The sequence below is a fragment of the Nonomuraea rosea genome, assembly GCF_039539705.1.
Taxonomy (GTDB): domain Bacteria; phylum Actinomycetota; class Actinomycetes; order Streptosporangiales; family Streptosporangiaceae; genus Nonomuraea; species Nonomuraea rosea.
On the sequence record NZ_BAABDQ010000008.1, the window covers coordinates 148,179 to 164,244 of the forward strand.

Consider the following 16,066-nt stretch of genomic DNA (forward strand, 5'->3'; position numbering starts at 1 on the left):
CGCTCGAAAGGCCGGCCGCTCGAAAGGCCGGCCGCTCGAAAGGCCGGCCGCTCGAAAGGCCGGCGGGCCGCGGGACGCGGTCAGGCCAGGGGGCGGGCGGCCGGGAGGCGGAGGCGGTCCACGGCCTCGCGGCGCGTCCGTTCCGGGCGGCGGTCGTAGCGGGCCGTGGTGGCCGGCGACGAGTGCCCCACCAGGGCCTGCGCCGTCGCCAGGTCCACCCCCGCGTCCAGCAGCTCGCCGATGAACGTACGGCGGAAGTCATGCGCCGTACGCCGCGACGCGCCCGCCTCGCCCAGCCGGCGCGCCAGGATGTCCGCGATGCCCTGCCCCGTGAGCCCGGCGGGCCGCCCGTCGCGCAGCCGCAGCCGCCCGGCCTTGCTGATCGGGCTGAACATCGCCCCGGGAGCGGCCCCGCGGATCGCCAGCCACCGCTCGACCAGCCCGATCGCGTCCGTCGTCAGGTAGACCAGCCGCTCCTTGTCCCGCTTGCCCCGCACCCGCAGCGAGCGCGCGCCCGGATCGTAGTCGGCCAGCGCCAGCCCGCCGATCTCGGCGCGGCGGCACCCGGTGGAGTAGAGAACGGCGATCAGCGCCGCGTCGCGCACCCCCGCCGCCGAGTCGTCGCAGGCCGACAGGGCCGCGCCGACCACCTCAGGCGGCACGTGGTGCCCCGTCGGCAGCCGGGTCTGGCGTACGGGGGCCAGGTCGGAGGCGCGGGCGAAGTCCTCGGCGCTGGTCTGGCCGAGCCGCCACGCCTCCTTCAGCACCCGCCGCAGCGCCACCAGATGCTTGTTGACGTAGGCCGCCGACCAGCCCTGATCGGTGAGCATGGTCCTGATCCGGACGGTGTGCTCGTAGCGCAGCAGATGCCATGGCTGGCCCGCGCCCGTGACGCCCTCGTCGCCGGTGAGCAGCCGGGCCAGCCGGTCGAGGCAGCCGCGCATGGTGCGCCGCGACTCGGGGCTGGTGAGCGAGTCGAGGTAGACGTGGTAGGGGTCGCGGGCCGGCTCGACCGGCAGCGCCGCCAGATCAGGTACGGCAGGCAGGCTCACCCGGACGATCTTACGACGCCGCAGCCCTGTCCGCGCGGACCTCAGAAGGGGCCGGTGAGCTCGCCCAGCTTGTCGGTCAGCTCCAGGTTCGCCGCGTAGTCGACCGGCACCGCGATCACCGACACGACGTCGTCGGCCAGCGCCTTGCGCAGCGTCGGCAGCAGCTCGTCCGCGCTCGTGATCCGGTAGCCGCGCGCCCCGAAGCTCTCCGCGTACGTCACGAAGTCGGGGTTGCCGAAGGCGACGTTGGAGTCGCGCCCGAGCTCCAGGTCCATCTTCCACTCGATCAGCCCGTACGCGTCGTCCACCCACACCAGCACCACGAACGGGACCCGCTCGCGCACGGCGGTCTCCAGCTCCTGCGAGTTCATCAGGAACGCCCCGTCGCCCGTCGCCGCCAGCACCCGCCGCCGGGGGAAGGCCAGCTTGGCGGCCAGCGCGCCCGGCACGGAGAAGCCCATGGACGACAGCCCGTTGGAGACCAGCATCGTGTTCGGCTCGTACGTCGGATACATGCGGGCCATCCACATCTTCACCGCGCCCGTGTCGGCCAGCACGATGTCCTCGCGGCCCATGGCCTCGCGGATGTCGGCCACCACCCGGCGCGGCGACAGCGGGAACCCGTCCTCCGAACGCCCCTGCGCCAGCTCCTCCCGTACCATGCGCCGGATCTTCTCACCGGTGCCGTTGATCTCGAACCTGCGGTGCACGGCGTCGGCGAGCGCATGCAGCGAGCGCGAGATGTCCCCCTGGACGCCGACCGCCACCGGGTAGTGGTCGTCCACCTCGGCGGGGAACTGGTGAATGTGGATGATCTTCTTGTCCCGCATCGGGTTGATCTTGACGGGGTCGAACTCCTGCAGCTCGTACCCGACGCTGATCAGCACGTCGGCCTCGTCGAACCCGAAGTTCACGTAGTCGTGCCGCATGAAGCCCACCGCGCCCAGCGCGTGCCGGTGGTCGTCGGGGAAGACGCCCTTGCCGTTGAACGTGGTCGCCACCGGCAGCCCGAGCCGTTCGGAGAAGCGCACCAGCGCGTCCGAGGCCCTCGCCCTGGCGGCACCGTGGCCGGCCAGCACGATCGGCCTGCGGGCGGTGGCCAGCACGTCGGCCGCGCGGGCGATCTGGGCGGGTGAGGGGTCCTGGGTGCGCACCACGTTCACGGGCAGCGGGCGCAGGTCGCCGGGGACCGGCGCGGACTCGACGTCCTCGGGGATGGCGAGGTAGACGGCGCCGGGCCGCTCGGTCTGCGCGGTCTTGAACGCCTTGCGGATCAGCTCGGGCAGCGCCTGCGGCGAGGGGGCCAGCTCCGCCCACTTGGTGATCGGCCTGAACAGCGACACCAGGTCCACCACCTGGTGCGACTCCTTGTAGATGCGGTCGAGCCCGACCTGGGCGGTGATCGCCACCACCGGGGTGCTGTTGGTGTTGGCGTCGGCCACGCCGAGCATCAGGTTGATCGCGCCGGGCCCGAGCGTCGCCGACGCCACGCCCGCCTTGCCGGTCAGCCTGCCGTAGATCTCGGCCATGAACGCCGCGCCCTGCTCGTGCCGTACGAGCACGTAGCGGATGGAGGAGTCGTTGAGCGCGTCGACGAAATGGATGTTCTCCTCACCGGGGATGCCGAAAACGTATTCGACGCCCTCGGCCTCCAGAGCCTGCACGATGAGCCGGGCCGCGTTGCCCTGCGCTGACATGCGGAACGCCTTCTTTCCTCTGCGGCGCTGACCTGCGCCTCCCGTGGACGGCCTCTATCGGGGCCCAAGGTCGATAACCGCATCTCTGCCGGTATTCATCCCGGTTCAGGCCCGGTCCCAGATCCGCTCTGTGTCCCAGGCGTACTCCCAGGCCTGGATGTCCGGCGGCTGGATGCCGAAGCCCGTCAGGATGGCGCAGACCTGCTCACGATGGTGGTTGGCGTGGTTGAGCGCCTGAGCCAGGAAGATGCCGGCGCGGACCTCGCGCGTGCCCTCGTCCACGATGACCACGCGTTCGACGTCGATCGGCTTGGCCAGCACCTCTTCCCACACCTGCTCGACCTCTGACGCCCGGATCAGCAGGGTCCCCAGATCGGCTTCGCCGTCCGCCCGCCAGGGTCCGGTCCCGGCCAGGCGCCGCGCGTAGCTTTCGTCGCAGTCGACGATGTGCTGGAGCGTCTCCAGGATGCCGCCGAAGGTGCCGGCCCCGCGCACCCGCAGATCCTCCGCCGAGAATTCCTGGTCGCGGCAGAACTGGATGAGCCGCTTGGTGGCCCAGTTGTTGTGGCGGATCGCATCGAGCAGGATCTCGTTCATGGTCTTCTCCTCCGTGCCGATACCCGGCCATGATCCTGCTTGGCCGGATATCAGGGATGCAACGGATTTTGCGTCGTTCATCCAGGTTCGGGGGTGATGACCTCGGGCCCTGAGTCGGTGACGATGACGTCGTCCTCGTAGTTGGCGCCGCCCACGGCGGGCATCGCGATCCTGCGTTCGAGCGCCAGGCACATCCCCGCCTCGATCACCTCGCCCGCGTGCCGCCCGTCCGCGGCCACCCACGGCGGCTCGAACGACAGCCCGAGCCCGTGCCCCCACGCCCCGCCCAGCTGCGAGGCGGGCATCCCGTGATGGGCCACGAACGCCGAGCGCTCGAACACCTCCTGGCACCGCCGCGCCACCTGGCCGACCTGCCGCCCCGGCCGCAGCAGCTCGATCCCGGCCTGCACGCTCTCCCGGACCGCGTCGAGCAGCCGCCGCTGCTCCGTCGTCGGCTCGGCGCCCACGACCCAGGTGCGAGCCAGGTCGAACAGGTAGCCGTGCACCGACCCGTACAGGTCGATCCTGAGCAGATCGCCCGCGGACAGCTCGCGGCCGGAGTAGGGGGCGGGGCCCGAGGCGGCGAACGTGTGCGACTCGGCGCCGGAGGAGATGCCCATGCCGTAGTAGGCGCCGCCGGCCCGGACGATCTCCGCGACCGCGGCCGCCGCCACCTCGGCCTCGGTGGCCCCCGGCGTGGCGGCGCGCTTGGCGGCCGTCACCGCGCGGACGCCGAGCGCTCCCGCGGCGCGCATGAGGCCGAGCTCGGCCGGGCTCTTGATCCGGCGCGCCGCCCAGCCCAGGTCGTCCGCGCCGACCAGCTCGTGCCCCGGCAGCACCGAGCGCAGCCGGCACCACCACGGCGCGGCCATCGCCTCGCAGCCGATCAGGCCGACCCTGCCCGGCGGGATCACGGCCCTGAGCTGCTCGGCGAGCGCGTCCACGAGGTCGGGCGCGGCGCGCAGGTGTGCGGTGGGGCGAGGCTCCTGGACCGTTCCATCGCCCGTCAGCAACAGGGCGGGGCCGTCGACCGGCAGCACCACGGCCGCGTGCCCCTGCGCCCGCCAGCGCCCCGGCAGGTCGGGGACGAAGGGCTGATGCTGGTAGAAGCCCGTGAGGTGGTAGACGTCGGCGTAGTGATCCTGCCCCGACCCGCCTCTCGACCAGGCCACGACACCACGGAACCCCGCCTGCGCGGCCAGGCGCCGCATCGTCGCCTGCCGCACTTCGTACTCTTCGCCACCGATCCGCGCCACACCTGGTCTGTGCCCAGCCGAGGCGCCCCGTCACCGGACCTGCGGCCACCGGTTTCCCGAGGTCACTGCCCCGTGAAGACGGGTCACAGCCCCTTGAGGAACGTCGCCGCGACCGGAGCCGCCACCTTGCCGCCTCCGCCGCCGCCTTCGACGACCACCGCGAACGCCACGTCGCCCTTGAAGCCCATGAACCAGGCATGGGTGTCGAGCTTCTCGCCGGTGCCGTACTCGGCCGTGCCGGTCTTGCCGTACGTCCCCGCCGGCAGCCCCGCCGCCTTGGCGGTGCCCTTGGTCACCACGGCCGACATCATCGAGTGCAGCTTGGACTTCACGCCGCCGGGCAGCTCACGTTCTTTGGCCTTCTGCTTCATCGAGGGCACCAGTGTCGGCGGGCGCCACGTCCCGTCGGCGATCGCGGCGGCCACCGAGGCCATCGACAGCGGGCTGGCCGTGATCCTGGCCTGCCCGAACGACTCCGCGGCCAGCTCGGCGTCCGACTCGGCCTTGGGGAAGCTGGCCTTGGTGGCGGGCACCCCGATGTTGAGCGGCTGGTTGAAGCCGACCTCCTCGGCCGCCTCCAGCAGCTTGGCCGCGCCCAGCTTCTGCTCGGCCAGCGGCGCGAACGTGGTGTTGCACGAGTGGGCGAAGGAGTCGAGGAACGACAGCGCCCCGAACGCCTCCTCGTCGGAGTTGCGGATCGGCAGCCCGCCGATGTTGACGTTCTTCGGGCACGTCACCTGGTCCTCCGGCGACATCCCGGCCGCGAGCAGCCCGATCGCCGTGACGGCCTTGAACGTCGAGCCGGGCGGGTAGCGGCCGTCCAGCGCCCGGTTGAAGCCGCCCTTGTTGTTGACCACGGCCAGGATCTCGCCCGTCGAAGGCTTGATCGCCACCATCGAGGTGGGCTTCTCCATGTCCTTGACCGCCCCGACCGCGGCGGCCTGCACGCTCGGGTCGAGCGTGGTCTCCACGGGCTCGCCGTCCTTGCCGTCGATGGTCCCGAGCGTCTTGCCGCCGAGCTGGATCTCGGTGGCGGGCGTGCCGGCCAGCCGCTTCTGCATCGCCTCCTGCAGCCCGCCCCGCCCGACCGCCTGGCCGACCTTGTAGGAGGAGCCGAGCTTGGCGACGTCCTTCTTGGTCGCCTTGTCGAGGTAGCCGACGAGCTGCTGCACGGAGCCGCCGGCGGTGCCGGTGTCGATGCGCTCGCCGTCGGCGTCGGTGATCTTCGCGCGGTCCGGCCAGTTCGTCTTGAGCGCGAACTGCGCGCCCTCGGTCAGCGACGGGTGCAGCGTCTTGGGCGTCCAGTCGACCTTCCACGCGCGGTCGGCCACCTTGAGGTCGATCTGGCCCTCATAGGACCACGTGCCGACGTTCTTCATGGTCAGGGTGGCGGTGTAGGGGGCGCTGGCCCGGTCGTCCCGCTCGGTGATCTTGCCGAGCTTGATCGCCGCGGACTCCACCGCGAGCCCGGTGCGCTGCTGGTCGTACGCGCTGAGCTGCTGGGGTGTGGCCAGCTGCGCCGCCATCGCGGCCTTGTCCCCCGCCTGCCACGCGGCGGCGAAGCGCTGCGCGGTCTCGGCGGGCGTGCCCCTCGTGTGCAGCACGTAGTAGGCGCCACCGGCCGCGGCCCCCACCGCGAGCACGGTGACACCGGACACGATTGCGATGGTACGGCCCCGCGTCACTGATCAGCCCCCTGGTCCTCGACGACAGGTGTCAGAGCATAGCGGCGGCGAATCAGGACATTCCATTGGAAGCCTTGAAACTCGACGCGTAGGTCGGCACGTATTCCTGGCCGGACAACCGCTGGATGGCCGACATGATGTCGTCGGTGACCCGCCGACGGTCGGCCGCCTTGGTGTGATCGCCCTCGAACCGCAGGGGCGCGCCGATCGCGATGCCGATCCGCGCGGGCCTCGGCACCTTGGAGCCGAGCGGCAGCACCTTCTCGGTGCCGCTGAGCGCCACGGGCAGCACCGGGGCGCCCGTCTTGAGCGCCAGCCAGGCCACGCCGATCTTGCCGCGGTAGAGGCGGCCGTCGGGCGAGCGGGTGCCCTCGGGGTGGATGCCGAACAGCTCCCCCTGCTCCAGCAGGCCGGCGGCGGCGTCGAGCATGGCCTGCGCGGCGTGCGCGCTCTCGCGGTCGATGGGCAGGCTGCCACCCAGCCGCATGAAGAACCCCGAGACGGGGTTGCCCTCGAAATACTCGTTCTTGGCGGTGAACGTCACGTGCCTCGGCAACAGCGCCGGCAGCAGGAACGAGTCGAGCACCGACAGGTGGTTGGCGGCCAGGATCGCGGGCCCGCTCCTCGGCACGTGCGCCGCGCCGGTGATGTGCGGCCGGCACATCGCGTGGGCGATCGGCGCGGCGGCGAACTTGACCACTTCGTAAAGCAACGAGCTCTCCTGGATCATCGGGCCTGGATCATCGGCCTGGTCGGCCACCCCACCATAAAGCAGGCGCCCCGCGGGTGTGCGGGGCGCCTGTAAACAGCTGCGCGAAGCTTTAAGGCCGATGTGGCGGTCGCCTCCTCGGCGAGATGCACAACACGGCTCCAGCCGAACGGTATTCCGTGAAGGCGGTAATTTGCGGCCCGGGGGACACAGACCACATCGGCCTTTCGATGCTAACGGACATCCGGTGGCGCATATTCCATCCGACCCAAAGAATCGGTCATGATCTGGTCCAGTGGGGCTGGACGACGTCGAAGACCCGCTGCTCACGACCACGCAGGGCGACCTCCGCGAACTGCCACAAAATCGCCCCCGTCGGCGCGTGGATCACGATGGACGGGCCCAGCGGCATCTGCAGCAGCTCCCCCTGCCAGCGCGGAACCCCGGGCGCCAGGAACCACTCCAGCGGCACCGCGTGCACCGAGGCCACCTCGTGCGGGTCGGCCACCGGCTCCTGCCTGCCGCCGAAGGCCACCACCGGCGTGATCACGAACCCGGAGTCGGTGACGAAGTCGTCGAGCAGCCCCACGACCTCGACCCCGGTCAGGCCCGTCTCCTCGGCCAGCTCCCGCAGCGCGGCCTCGACCGGCTGCTCGCCGTCGTCCAGCCGCCCGCCGGGCAGCGCCCACTGGCCGGGGTTGCGGCCGCGGGCGGCCCGCCTGATCACGACGGTGTACGGGACCCGGTCGGCGTCCTCCAGGACGCACACGGTGACGGCGGCCCGGCGCACCCCGCCGGCCGGCGGCACCTCCCTGCGGTCGAAGGCGGCCAGATGGGCGATGATCTGCTCGCGCAGCACGTCGATCGGCGACATCACGCCTCCAGGATCTCACGCCCGCTCGCGAAGATCCGAAGGTGGCGGGGCTCAGCGGGGCCCGTGCGGGAGCCGTACCGTGACGTGGAGGCCGCCCTGCTCCGGCGCCACCGCCTCGACCTGGCCGCCGTGCGCGCGCACGATGGCGCGCACGATCGACAGCCCGAGCCCCGCCCCCTTGAACGAGCGCACCCGGTCGGCCTGCATCCGGCTGAACGGCTCGAACAGGTCGTCCACCTCGTACGGCGGCACCAGCGGCCCGGTGTTCCGGACCGTGATCACCGCGCCACCCCGCTCCCTGCGCAGGGTGAGCCAGACCTCGCCGTCGCGCACGTTGTGCTTGATCGCGTTCTCCAGCAGGTTGAACACGCACCGCTCCAGGAACAGCGGGTCCCCTTCGACGAGCGCCGGGCGCAGGTCCTGGTGCAGCGTGATGGGCCGTTTGCGGGACTGGAGGTCGATCTGCTCCAGCACGGTCCGCACGACCTGCTCCAGGTCCACCGGCTTGCGCACGGTGAGCTCCTGCTCCGACTGGGCGAGCAGCAGCAGGCCCTCGATGAGCCGTTCGTAGCGGGCGTTGGTGCCGAGCAGCGCCCTGGCCAGCGCCTTGAGGTCGGGCGAGGCGGCCGGCTCCTCCAGCGACACCTCCAGCACCGTGCGGCTGATGGCCAGGGGCGTGCGCAGCTCGCGCGAGGCGTTGGCGATGAAGCGCCGCTGCGCGTCGAACACCCGGTTCAGCCGGTCCAGCATCGCGTCGAAGGTGTCGGCCAGCCGCCTGACCTCGTCGGGCGGCCCGCGCAGCCCGATCCGCTGGTGCAGGGTGCTCTCCGACAGGCGCTGCGCCGTTTCGGTCACCCGGTCCAGCGGGCGCAGCGCCCGGTCGGCGACGACGTACCCGAGCACCAGCGCGACGGCGCCGACCAGGACGAGGACGAGCATGGACGAGCGCACCATGTCGCCGAGCACGCTGTCGGCCCGCTGCTCGACGTCGGCCTGGAACACGACGTCGCCGGCCGCCGGGCCCGGCTGCGGCGCCACGCCCGGCGGCAGGGCCTTGACCTTGGCCAGCCCGCCGGCGAACTGCTGGTTCATCGCCTGCGCGGTGAACAGGTAGGTGAGCCAGAGCAGGATCGTGCCGGCCGCGAAGAACAGCACGCCGAACAGGATCGTCAGCCGCAGCCGCAGCCGCCTGCTGTTCCACCAGAGGCGGCCCCGCTCCATCCGTTCCTGGACGGTCAAAGCCGGTACCCCTTGCCCGGCACGTTCTGGATCGCCGGCGGCACGCCGAGTTTCCTGCGCAACGACGTCATCGTGACGCGCAGCGCGCCCGTGCTCGCGTCGGCGTACTCGTCCCACACGGTCCTGCGCAGCTCGCCGGAGGTGACCAGCTCCCCGCCCGCGTTGAGCAGCTCGTGCAGCACGTCGAACTCCTTGCGGTTGAGCAGCACCCGCCGCCCGTCCCTGCTGACCGTGCGGCGGTCCGGGTCGAGCGTGATCCCGGCCCGTTCGAGCGCCGGGGCCGCCGCGCGGGCCGAGCGGCGGGCCAGCGCCCTGATCCTGGCCACCAGCTCCGCGAACGCGAACGGCTTGACCAGGTAGTCGTCCGCGCCCAGGGTCAGCCCGTCGATCTTGTCGCGGATCTGCCCGGCCGCGGTCAGCATGAGCACCCGGCTGCCCGCGCCGCTCTCGCGCAGCCGCCTGCACACGTCGTCGCCGTGCACCTCCGGCAGGTCGCGGTCGAGCACCACGACGTCGTAGCCGACGTACCCGGCCATGTCGAGGGCGTCCTGCCCGTCGTAGGCCACGTCCACGGCGATCGCGTGCAGCCTGAGGCCGTGCGCGATGGCGTCGGCCAGCCGTTCCTCGTCCTCCACGACAAGCACCCGCATCGACGGCCCCTTTCCTCTGGCCACGAGCGTGACCGAACCCGTGTTAGCCGCGAGTAAGGGCTTATCCGGTTTTAGCACCCGGTGGGCTGAAGTAAGGCCGCGCCGCCGGGCGAAGGACCCGCGGCGCGGAGGAGCGAGAACTCATGAACCTACGGTTGCTACCGGCCGGCGTCATCCTCGTGCTGGCCCTGTTCCCGGCGCTGGCCGCGTGCGGCGGCGTCGCGGCCCCGGACGACGGCGTGGTCAGCGCGGCCGGGGGCCCGGCGTCGCCCGCGGCCTCCACCCCAGGATCCGCCTCCCCGTCGGCGGGGATGCGCATGGACGAGGCGGCGCTGAAGTTCGCGCAGTGCATGCGCGAGCACGGCATCGACATGCCCGACCCCAAGGGCGGCCGGATCGAGCTGATGATCCCCCAGGGGACGGACAAGAAGAAGGCGGAGCAGGCCCACGAGCAGTGCCGGCACATCATGGAGTCCGTCGTGGGCGACCGGCCCACGCCCAGCCAGCAGGACTACGACCGGATGGTGAAGTTCGCGCAGTGCATGCGCGAGCACGGCATCGACATGAAGGACCCCAAGCCGGGCGAGGCGCTGCGCATCGAGATGAAGGGCTCGAAGGAGAAGGGCGACGCCGCGCGTAAGGCGTGCGAGGAGTTCGCGCCCGGCCTCGGCAAGCCCAAGTCCACGGCCGGAGCCGGGCAGTGAGGAAGGGCCTGGTGCTGAGCGGCGGCACCGTGCTGGCCGCCGCCGTCACGTGGACCGCCGTCGCTGTGCTGAACGACGGCGTCACCGGCGCCGCCGCCCCGTCCCAGCCGCCGCTCCCCCCGGCCACCGCGGACATCGTCCGGCAGGATCTGATGGAGACCAAGACGGTGGACGGCTCGCTCACGTACGCGGGGGAACGCCAGATCGCCTCCGGCACCTCCGGCACCGTGACGTGGGTCGCGGACGAGGGTGCGGTGATCCGCCGCGGCCGGCCGCTGCTCAAGGTGGACCGCAAACCGCTCGTGCTCATGTACGGCAGGCTGCCGCTGTACCGTACGCTCCGGTCCGGCATGTCCGACGGACCCGACGTCGAGCAGCTCGAACGCAACCTCAAGGCGCTCGGCCACGGCGACTACCTGACCGTGGACGACCACTTCAGCTACGCCACCCAGCAGGCCGTCAAGGAGTGGCAGGACGACCGGGGGCTGCCGGAGACCGGGCAGGTGGACGCCGCCCAGGTGACCTTCCAGCCCGCCGCCGTCCGCGTGACCGACGCCAAGGTCGCCGTCGGCGGCAGGACCGCCCCCGGCGGGCAGGCGCTCACCGTGAGCGGCATCCGCCGTCTCGTGCACGTGGACCTCGACACCGGCGACCAGTCGCTGGCCCGCAAGGGCGCCAAGGTCGCCGTGACACTGCCCGGGGGCGAGCGGGCGGACGGCAGGATCACCTCCGTCGGCACGGTCGCGGAGTCGTCCGGGCAGGAGCAGGACACGAGCACCACCGTCGACGTGGACATCACGCTGGCCAAGCAGCCCAAGACCCGGCTGGACCAGGCGCCGGTCGAGGTGGAGATGCAGAGCGAACGGCACGAGAACGTGCTGGCCGTGCCCGTGGAGGCGCTGCTGGCCCTGCGCGAGGGCGGCTTCGGCGTCGAGGTGGCCGAGAGCGGCGGGACGCGGATCGTCGCGGTGGAGACGGGGGCGTTCGGCGGCGGGCTGGTCGAGATCGAGGGCGCGGGGCTGACCGAGGGCATGAAGGTCGGGGTGCCCGCGTCATGACCGGCCCCGCACCCGATCCAATCGTGGAGCTGTACGAGGTGACGAAGACCTACTCAGGGCCCGTGCACGCGCTCCGGGGAGTGGACCTCACCATCGTCCGCGGCGACCTGCTGGCCATCGTCGGGCCGTCCGGGTCGGGCAAGTCGACCATGCTGCACATGATCGGCACGCTCGACCGCCCGACCACCGGCGTCGTGCGCGTCGCCGGACACGACGTCGCGGCGCTGTCCGACCGCGAGCTGTCCGCGTTGCGCTCGCGCCACCTCGGGTTCGTCTTCCAGCAGTTCCACCTGGCCCCGGGGGTCAGCGCCCTGGACAACGTGGCCGACGGCCTGCTCTACACCGGCACGAACCGCCGCGTCCGCCGCGAACGCGCCGCCACCGCCCTGGAACGGGTCGGGCTCGGGCACCGGATGCGGCACAAGCCGTCCGAGCTGTCCGGCGGCGAGCAGCAGCGGGTGGCGGTCGCCCGCGCGGTCGCGGGGGACCCGCCGCTGCTGCTGGCCGACGAGCCGACGGGCAACCTGGACTCCACCGCCGGCGCCGACGTCCTGCGCGTGCTGGCCGACCTGCACGACTCCGGCACCACCGTCGCCGTCATCACGCACGACGCCGAGATCGCCGGCTGGTGTTCCCGCCAGGTACGCCTGCGCGACGGCCTGATCGTCGACGGCCACGAACACGACCACCTGGGCCCGGTCGCGCTGCTGAAGGGAGCCGGGCGATGACCCCGGCAGGGCGCGGCGCGCCTCTGTCGCCCGGCCGGCTGAGCCCCGGCGACGTGCTGCGGGTGGGCGCCGCCGGGCTGCGCGCCCGTCCCGCCCGGGTGATCCTGTCGGCGCTCGGCATCGCCATCGGCATCGCCACGATGATCGCCGTGATCGGGATCTCGGCCTCCTCGCGCGAGCAGCTCCTGCGCCAGCTCGACCGGCTCGGCACGAACCTGCTGACCGTCTCCCCCGGCCAGACCATGTTCGGGGAGGAGGCCAAGCTGCCCACCGGCGCGCTGGCCATGGTCGAGCGCATCCGCCCGGTGCGCACGGCCGCGGCCACGGGCGGCGTCGAGGCGACCGTACGGCGTAACAACCACATCCCCGGAGCCGTCAGCGGCGGCATCGCGGTGCAGGCGGCCAGCACCGGCCTGCTGGCCACCCTGGAAGGCGCGGTGACCAAGGGGGCCTGGCTGAACGCGGCCACCGCCGAGCAGCCGGCCGTCGTGCTGGGCTCGGTGGCGGCCGAGCGCCTCGGCCTGACGAGGACCGGGGTGCAGGTGTGGATGGGGGGCCGGTGGTTCACGGTCATCGGGATCCTCGGCCCGATGCCGCTCTCGCCGGAGATCGAGCGCTCGGCCCTGGTCGGGTTCCCGGCGGCGCGGAAGCTGCTCGGGTTCGACGGCTATCCGACGACCATCTACGAGCGCTCGTCCGACGAGACGGTGGAGTCGATCCGTGAGGTGCTGCCGCGCACGGTCAACCCGGAGAACCCGGAGGAGGTCACGGTCAGCAGGCCGTCGGACGCGCTGGCCGCCAAGGCCGCCGCGGCGGGCGCGTTCACCGGCCTGCTGCTCGGGCTGGGCGCGGTGGCGCTGCTCGTGGGCGGCGTCGGGGTGGCCAACACGATGGTCATCTCGGTGCTGGAGCGCCGCAAGGAGATCGGCCTGCGCCGCTCGCTCGGGGCCACGCGGGGGCAGGTGCGCGTGCAGTTCCTGTCGGAGTCGCTGCTGCTGTCGGCGCTCGGCGGAGTGGCGGGGGCCGTGCTCGGCGCGCTGGCCACGACCGCGTACGCCCTGTCGCGCGGCTGGCCGCCGGTGGTGCCGCCGTGGGCGCTGGGCGGTGCGATCGCCGCCACCCTGCTCATCGGCACGGCCGCGGGGATCTATCCGGCCATGCGGGCCGCCCGCCTGTCCCCGACCGTGGCCCTGGCCACCACCTGACGGCTGCTTCCTGCCTCGATCACGGCGCCGCGATCTCGGGGGTCGCGGCGTCGTAGTCGATGCCGAGCATGGGCGCGAGCTCGCGCAGGCACTCCTCGAACACCGGTCCCAGGTCCGAGTACGCGAAGTCGAGCTGGTTGAGCACCTCCATGCACAGCAGCCCGTACAGCCTGATCCAGCACGTCATGAAGACGTGCACGGCCTCCACCGGCACCCCGGGCGCGTGCGTGGCCGTGTAGCCGCGCAACTGCTCCCTGATGGCCGGATCGAGCCGCTCCGGATCGGGCAGCGGGAACGGCCTGGTCCGCCACAGCTCGGCCATCTCCTCGAAGAAGACCTCGCCGAAGGCGTGCCCGGCCGCGTCACGCGCGGAGCCGGGCTCCGGTGCGCCGCTGACCGGGCTGGCGAACATCCACCCGAACTCCGCCCGGTGCGCGATCGCCCAGTTCCGCATCGCCCGGCACGTCGCCAGCAGCCTGCGGCCGTGGTCGCCGGGCGGGCAGGCGTCGCGGGCCGCCGCCATCGCCGCCGTCAGCTCGCGGAAGAAGTCGACCGTCACCGCCGTGACCAGCTCCTCGTGTCCGGCGAAGTAGTGGTAGAGCGCCGGGCCGCTCATCCCCATCTCCCTGGCCACGGCGTTGATCGTCACGGCGGCCGAGCCCTGCTCGATCAGCAGCCTGCGCGCGGCCGCGCGGATCTCCGTCAGCGTCGCCTGCCGGACCCTCGCCCGTCTGCCGGAGCCCTGCGCGGCCATCGCCCACCTCTTTCGCCGGATCGTCCGTTGACATCCTAGGGTATCTATGTTTCTTTAATGGCTCTAAGGAAATCTACTTGCTCTAAGGAGTGCTGAATGCCGCGCAATCCGCTGGCGAGCGCGTTCGCCAAATACGTCATGGAGGCGAAGGTCACCGACGCCGGGCTCGTCACGCCCTCGATGCGGCGGATCCGGCTGGTGACCGGTGCCCCGATCGGGTTCCCGTACCGGGCGGGCCAGCACATCAGGGTCCAGATCAACGATCCGCTGTCGGTGCGCGGGGTGCTGCGGCCGGCCGACACGCTGCGCACGTACACGATCTGGGATTTCGACCGCGACGCGCGGGCGCTGGAGCTGCGGGCGCACCTGTACGGCCCTCCGGGGGACGGGGACGGCATCGGGCTGCGGTGGGCCAGGGAGGCGGCGCCCGGGGACGCGGTGACGTTCTGGTGGCCGCAGGGCGACTTCTTCGTCCGCGACGAGGCGCCGTTCCACCTGTTCGCCGGGGACGAGACGGCGAGCGTGGCGTTCGGGCCGATGCTGCGCGGCCTCGGGCCCGGCGCGGAGGTGCACGGGGTGCTGGAGAGCGAGTCGGCCGAGCACGATCCGCCCATGCAGGGCCCGCACGAGCTGCGCCGGGCGCACCGGCGCGGCGCGCCCGCCGCGTCGTCGAAGACGCTGCTGGACGCGGTCGCCGCACTGGACCTGCCGGGCAACGCGGGGGCCGCCTACCTGGCCGGCGAGGCCAGGACCTGCCGGCTGATCCGGGATCATCTCGTACGCGAGCGCAACTGGCCGCGTACGTCGATCAAGATCAAGCCGTTCTGGGCCCCCGGCAAGCGCGGCCTGCACTGACGTTAACCTGTTGGCTCTGCCCTGCCGCCCCGGCACGCTGAGCGGGTGAACGAACTCCTGGGACACCCGCCCGGCACGCGGCTGCTGCTGGTGAACGCCGACGACTTCGGCATGTACGACGCCGTCAACGAGGCGGTCGTCCGCTCGATCGAGGAGGGGATCGCCGCCTCGTGCAGCCTGATGACGCCGTGCCCTGGGGCGGGGCACGCCATGGAGCTGCTGCGCGACCGGCCCGAGCTGCCTTTCGGCATCCATCTCACCCTCGTACGCGACTCGCCCGGCCACCGCTGGGGGCCGCTGGCCCCGAAGGAGCGCGTGGGCTCGCTGCTCGACGAGTCGGGCGAGCTCTTCACGGCCGGCCGCATCCCCGAGCTGCTCGCCGCGGCCCGGCTCGACGAGGTGGAGACCGAGTTCCGCGCCCAGATCACCGCCGTGACGGACGCCGGGCTCTCGCCCACCCACCTGGACTGGCACTGCCTGGCCGACGGCGGGCGCGACGACGTCTTCGACCTGACGATGTCACTGGCCGGCGAGTACGGCCTGGCCGTGCGGGCCTGGCTCGACCCGGCGCGCGAGCGGCTGCGGGCGCGCGGCCTGCCGGTCGTGGAGCACGACTTCCTGGACAGCTTCAGGCTGGACCTCGACGGCAAGGCGGCGGAGTACGCGAGGTTGCTGCGCGAGCTGCCGGCGGGGCTGAGCGAGTGGGCCGTGCACCCCGGGCTCGGGGACGCGCGGGCGCGGGCGGCGGATCCGGACGGGTGGCCGGTGCGCTGGAGCGACTACGCGTTCCTCACCTCACCGGAGGCTCGTGAGCTCCTCCTGCGGGAGGGAATCGTCGTGCTCGGCTACGAGAGCCTGCGCAGGGCGTGGACACATCCGTGAGGCCCGTTGGTTGCACACTGCAAGTGCCGCCCACAAGCGTGGCTGCACGCTCAAGTGCCGCCCTTAAGCGTGGTTACACGCTTAAGGGCCGCCCCCAAGACGAGGGGCGGACCGGCCGGCG

Annotated in this window: 16 protein-coding genes; 6 read left to right on the forward strand and 10 right to left on the reverse strand. The window is 72.3% G+C overall.

The features are described from left to right. Positions 1 to 80: 80 nt before the first annotated feature. The 9 genes from ABEA43_RS20860 to ABEA43_RS20900 form a co-directional block, all read right to left on the reverse strand. The gene (locus tag ABEA43_RS20860) at positions 81 to 1,052 is read right to left on the reverse strand and encodes a tyrosine-type recombinase/integrase (protein ID WP_345564041.1); all 972 of its coding nucleotides are present in this window, start codon (positions 1,050 to 1,052) and stop codon (positions 81 to 83) included. 41 nt (positions 1,053 to 1,093) lie between these two features. After that, positions 1,094 to 2,749 carry an acetolactate synthase large subunit gene (locus ABEA43_RS20865; RefSeq protein ID WP_345564042.1) on the reverse strand — a complete coding sequence of 552 codons (1,656 nt, stop codon included), beginning with the start codon at positions 2,747 to 2,749 and terminating at the stop codon, positions 1,094 to 1,096. A gap of 105 nt (positions 2,750 to 2,854) precedes the next feature. Continuing rightward, positions 2,855 to 3,346 (reverse strand): DinB family protein, encoded by a 492-nt coding sequence (locus ABEA43_RS20870; RefSeq protein WP_345564044.1) that lies wholly within the window; start codon positions 3,344 to 3,346, stop codon positions 2,855 to 2,857. Positions 3,347 to 3,423: 77 nt separating this feature from the next. Then, the gene (locus ABEA43_RS20875; RefSeq protein ID WP_345564046.1) at positions 3,424 to 4,572 is read right to left on the reverse strand and encodes a M24 family metallopeptidase; all 1,149 of its coding nucleotides are present in this window, start codon (positions 4,570 to 4,572) and stop codon (positions 3,424 to 3,426) included. Between the two features lie 113 nt (positions 4,573 to 4,685). Beyond that, positions 4,686 to 6,260 carry a penicillin-binding transpeptidase domain-containing protein gene (locus ABEA43_RS20880; RefSeq protein WP_345564047.1) on the reverse strand — a complete coding sequence of 525 codons (1,575 nt, stop codon included), beginning with the start codon at positions 6,258 to 6,260 and terminating at the stop codon, positions 4,686 to 4,688. A gap of 79 nt (positions 6,261 to 6,339) precedes the next feature. Next, positions 6,340 to 6,999, reverse strand: coding sequence for a lysophospholipid acyltransferase family protein (locus ABEA43_RS20885; protein WP_345564049.1), 660 nt, complete (start codon positions 6,997 to 6,999; stop codon positions 6,340 to 6,342). Between the two features lie 277 nt (positions 7,000 to 7,276). Then, positions 7,277 to 7,870, reverse strand: coding sequence for an NUDIX hydrolase (locus tag ABEA43_RS20890; protein ID WP_345564344.1), 594 nt, complete (start codon positions 7,868 to 7,870; stop codon positions 7,277 to 7,279). 51 nt (positions 7,871 to 7,921) lie between these two features. Next, positions 7,922 to 9,109, reverse strand: a complete 1,188-nt coding sequence (locus ABEA43_RS20895) for a sensor histidine kinase (RefSeq protein WP_345564050.1) — start codon at positions 9,107 to 9,109, stop codon at positions 7,922 to 7,924. Beyond that, entirely contained in the window at positions 9,106 to 9,759 is a 654-nt protein-coding gene (locus ABEA43_RS20900; RefSeq protein WP_345564052.1) for a response regulator transcription factor, read from the reverse strand. The genes ABEA43_RS20895 and ABEA43_RS20900 overlap by 4 nt, the downstream gene beginning before the upstream one ends. A 143-nt stretch (positions 9,760 to 9,902) precedes the next feature. On the opposite strand from ABEA43_RS20900, the gene ABEA43_RS20905 reads away from it, so the two are divergent. Genes ABEA43_RS20905 through ABEA43_RS20920 form a run of 4 tightly spaced genes read left to right on the forward strand, consistent with a single transcriptional unit; the run spans position 9,903 to position 13,454 of the window. Continuing rightward, positions 9,903 to 10,463: a hypothetical protein gene (locus tag ABEA43_RS20905; protein ID WP_345564054.1), complete on the forward strand. Its 561-nt coding sequence runs from the start codon at positions 9,903 to 9,905 to the stop codon at positions 10,461 to 10,463. Next, positions 10,460 to 11,521, forward strand: a complete 1,062-nt coding sequence (locus ABEA43_RS20910) for an efflux RND transporter periplasmic adaptor subunit (protein WP_345564056.1) — start codon at positions 10,460 to 10,462, stop codon at positions 11,519 to 11,521. The genes ABEA43_RS20905 and ABEA43_RS20910 overlap by 4 nt, the downstream gene beginning before the upstream one ends. Then, positions 11,518 to 12,249: an ABC transporter ATP-binding protein gene (locus tag ABEA43_RS20915; RefSeq protein ID WP_345564058.1), complete on the forward strand. Its 732-nt coding sequence runs from the start codon at positions 11,518 to 11,520 to the stop codon at positions 12,247 to 12,249. The genes ABEA43_RS20910 and ABEA43_RS20915 overlap by 4 nt, the downstream gene beginning before the upstream one ends. Then, positions 12,246 to 13,454, forward strand: a complete 1,209-nt coding sequence (locus ABEA43_RS20920) for an ABC transporter permease (RefSeq protein ID WP_345564059.1) — start codon at positions 12,246 to 12,248, stop codon at positions 13,452 to 13,454. The genes ABEA43_RS20915 and ABEA43_RS20920 overlap by 4 nt, the downstream gene beginning before the upstream one ends. A 19-nt stretch (positions 13,455 to 13,473) precedes the next feature. Here the strand turns inward: ABEA43_RS20920 and ABEA43_RS20925 are convergent, their stop codons facing one another. Further along, positions 13,474 to 14,208, reverse strand: coding sequence for a TetR/AcrR family transcriptional regulator (locus ABEA43_RS20925; protein WP_345564060.1), 735 nt, complete (start codon positions 14,206 to 14,208; stop codon positions 13,474 to 13,476). Between the two features lie 96 nt (positions 14,209 to 14,304). Between ABEA43_RS20925 and ABEA43_RS20930 the strand changes: the two genes are divergently transcribed. Beyond that, positions 14,305 to 15,063, forward strand: coding sequence for a siderophore-interacting protein (locus ABEA43_RS20930; RefSeq protein WP_345564062.1), 759 nt, complete (start codon positions 14,305 to 14,307; stop codon positions 15,061 to 15,063). 45 nt (positions 15,064 to 15,108) lie between these two features. Continuing rightward, positions 15,109 to 15,945 carry a polysaccharide deacetylase family protein gene (locus tag ABEA43_RS20935; protein WP_345564063.1) on the forward strand — a complete coding sequence of 279 codons (837 nt, stop codon included), beginning with the start codon at positions 15,109 to 15,111 and terminating at the stop codon, positions 15,943 to 15,945. Positions 15,946 to 16,066: the final 121 nt, after the last annotated feature.